Source organism: Asaia sp. W19 (assembly GCF_003994335.1).
GTDB lineage: Bacteria > Pseudomonadota > Alphaproteobacteria > Acetobacterales > Acetobacteraceae > Asaia.
In genome coordinates, this window is the sequence record NZ_PNQZ01000195.1 from 1 (window position 1) to 3007 (window position 3007).

Here is a 3007-nt window from a genome sequence, read left to right on the forward strand (position 1 = left end):
GAACTGACGAAAAAAGAGCGGGATCGACCATGATATTTCTGCTGGACCGGGTTCTGGAGCGATTCATAAGCGCCGGCGCATTTGAGGTCATCCTGCCCAGCGGAGAAAAACGCCTCTATAAAGGCACGCGTCCCGGCCCGAGCGCCGCCATTCATGTCAAGACGGACAAGGCGCTCAGGGCCTTGCTGCTGAATTCAGGTCTCGCTTTTGGTGAGGGCTGGATGGACGGCACGATCGTCTCGGTCGACTGTACGCTCGAGGATGTGTTGAGCGTCCTCATGCTCAATATCCACGACAGTCATCATATGCTCAGTCGCTTTGAGGAAAAGGCCCGTTTTCTCACGCGGTTCTTCAGGCAGTTGAATGGGCAGCGGCGTTCGCGTCGCAATGTCGCGCATCACTATGATCTGAACGGAAAGCTGTACGATCTCTTTCTCGATGAGGACCGTCAGTATTCCTGCGCCTATTTCACGTCAGATGACATGACGCTGGAGGAAGCGCAGCTTGCGAAAAAGCGCCATATCGCCGCCAAGCTTCTGCTCGACCGGCCCGGCCTCGATGTGCTGGATATTGGCTGTGGCTGGGGGGGCATGGCGCTGACTCTTGCGCGCGACTACGGAGCCAAGGTGACAGGCATCACGCTCTCCCAGGAGCAGCTGCAGGTGGCGCGTGAACGTGCCCGTGCCGCGGGATTGGAGGGCCTGGTCACGTTCAAGCTGATGGATTACCGAAAGCTCGACAGGCGCTATGATCGTATCGTCTCGGTCGGCATGTTCGAGCATGTCGGGATCGGCCATTACGACACCTATTTCCGCACCGTACGCAAGGCGCTCAAGCCTGACGGCGTGGCTTTGATCCATTCGATAGGGCGCATGGATGAGCCGGGCTCGACCAATCCCTGGATCGATAAGTACATCTTCCCTGGCGGCTATTCTCCGGCCTTGAGCGAGGTTCTGCCCTCGGTCGAGCGTGCAGGCCTCTGGGTGACGGATTGCGAGATCCTGCGTCTGCATTACGCCAAGACGATCAAGCACTGGCGCGCACGCTTCGCCGCAAATCGCGATCAGATCAAGGCGCTTTACGATGAGCGCTTTTGCCGGATGTTCGAATTTTATCTTGTCGGCGCTGAACTCTCCTTTCGTCTGCAGGGGCACATGAATTTTCAGCTTCAGCTCACGCTCGATATCGACGCCGTACCGCTGACCCGGGACTATCTTTGCCAACCCTGAGGTGAAGAGCAGTGAACCGCGCGAGCCCGGGCGGCAAGCGCGTCAGCGACGATCCCAAACAGGCCTAGTCATGATTTGTTAAGAAGAATGGACTCTCGAAACCGCGACTCACGGTTTCGTTATGTCACATTTCATGTCACGTATTAGCGAATGAGAAACATTCGCAACCCATATCGTGGGGCGATCCTGCCTGGCCCCGGTATCATCCTCATCGCAGCGCTTGGAGCCTTAGCGCCGCCTGATGCCTCGGCGCGCGACGCACCTGTTGAGGAGGATAGCCGCGTTGCCCCAGACAGCGTGGGCCATACCTCGCTTCGCAAGGGGGGCAGGACAGGACGGGTCGCCGCTAGCCTCGCAGGCCAGCGGCGCATGCAGGAGAGCGCCGGGCGAGTCCGTCGGCGCCATGAAGTGCTGACCGTCATCGGTGAGCGCGGAAGCTATGCCGCGTCCGACAGCAGCATGGGCGATAAGCGTTCCACACCCTTTTTACAGCAGACGCAGACAACCAATGTCGTTACCCGTCAGACTCTGGCTGATTTCTCGCCCCAGACCATGGAAGACATGGCCAAATATGTGCCCGGCATGGCGATTGGCAATAATTTTGGCGGGACGCAGGATGCCCTTGTCAAACGTGGCTTCGGGGCGATCGATGACGGATCGATCCTGCGCGATGGCATACGCATGCCCATAGGGCGTAATTATCAAGGCGACACCGCCGAGCGGGTGGAGATACTCAAGGGGCCAGCGTCGCTTTTCTATGGGATGCAAGAGCCGGGCGGCGTGATCAATGTGGTGACAAAAGCGCCCGATTTTAGGCGCTGGGGCGGCGGGTTCGGCACACAGTGGAGTTCACTCGGTGGCGGAAATGGCCATGTCGACGTCACCGGACCGCTTGGGAAGAGGTTCGCTTTCCGCCTGATCGGAAGTTACAGGAACGAGAATTACTGGCGTAATTTCGGCTCCAACAGGCAGATACTCGTGGCCCCGACACTGAGCTGGCGTCAGGAGCGCTGGGATGGCGCGCTAGCCTATGAATTTGTCGATTACAACAATGTCCTCGATCGCGGTGCTGTCTTTATGGGGAATAATCCAATATCAGGCCCGCAAAAGCGTGTGGACGAACCCTGGACCGCTTCTTTCGGCACGCGTCACCTTGTCGCGAGCCATTTAGGCTATCGCCTTGGCGCCCATGACCGCCTGCGTCTGTCTGGTGGGTATAACCGCGACGATTATCACGACAGGCAGGCCGATCCATCGAGCTACTCCCCCCGCACAGGCGTGCTGTTGCGCCGGTATCGTGCCAATGGAGGGACCATCCGTGCGAATGGCAGTGTGGCGCTTGATTATCTGGCCGATCACATGTTATGGCGCATGCGTCACGAACTCACGGCTGGGATCGATTACGAGAACCGCAACCAGAACCAGGGCGCTTTCTACCAGTCAGCCAATCAGGGGGGATTCTTCCCGGCCAATCCGGTCTATGGTGGGCTGGCCCCCGTCGGCCGCGTGAATGCGGCGAACAGCAATCTGCAGCAGAATATCAATTCCGCCTCGGGGTATCTCAAGGACAATATTCACCTGACCAGCAGTCTGATTGCCAGTGGCGGTGTGCGCTATCAGTGGGTCGGGCTGCACTATGGCAGGGGGATTTCATTTGTTTGAACGACCGATGCCTCCTATACGAAACCACTCCCCTTCGCCGCATTGGTGKGGCAGCCGTTCCGGACCCTCTCGTTTTACAGTGATTACTCACAATCCTTCGGGGCTAATCAGCTTTC

The 3007-nt window shown here is 58.3% G+C and carries 2 protein-coding genes; both read left to right on the plus strand.

The annotated features are described in order from the left end of the window. Nucleotides 1–29: 29 nt before the first annotated feature. Entirely contained in the window at nt 30–1229 is a 1200-nt protein-coding gene (locus tag C0V97_RS17930; protein ID WP_127102795.1) for a cyclopropane-fatty-acyl-phospholipid synthase family protein, read from the plus strand. Nucleotides 1230–1379: 150 nt separating this feature from the next. Continuing rightward, entirely contained in the window at nt 1380–2891 is a 1512-nt protein-coding gene (locus C0V97_RS17935; RefSeq protein ID WP_127103755.1) for a TonB-dependent siderophore receptor, read from the plus strand. Nucleotides 2892–3007 lie beyond the last annotated feature (116 nt).

What these genes read in the sequence shown, in the direction of transcription:
- C0V97_RS17930 (WP_127102795.1), top strand. Translation starts at nt 30, where the DNA reads ATGATATTTCTGCTGGACCGGGTTCTGGAGCGATTCATAAGCGCCGGC.
- C0V97_RS17935 (WP_127103755.1), top strand. Translation starts at nt 1,380, where the DNA reads ATGAGAAACATTCGCAACCCATATCGTGGGGCGATCCTGCCTGGCCCC.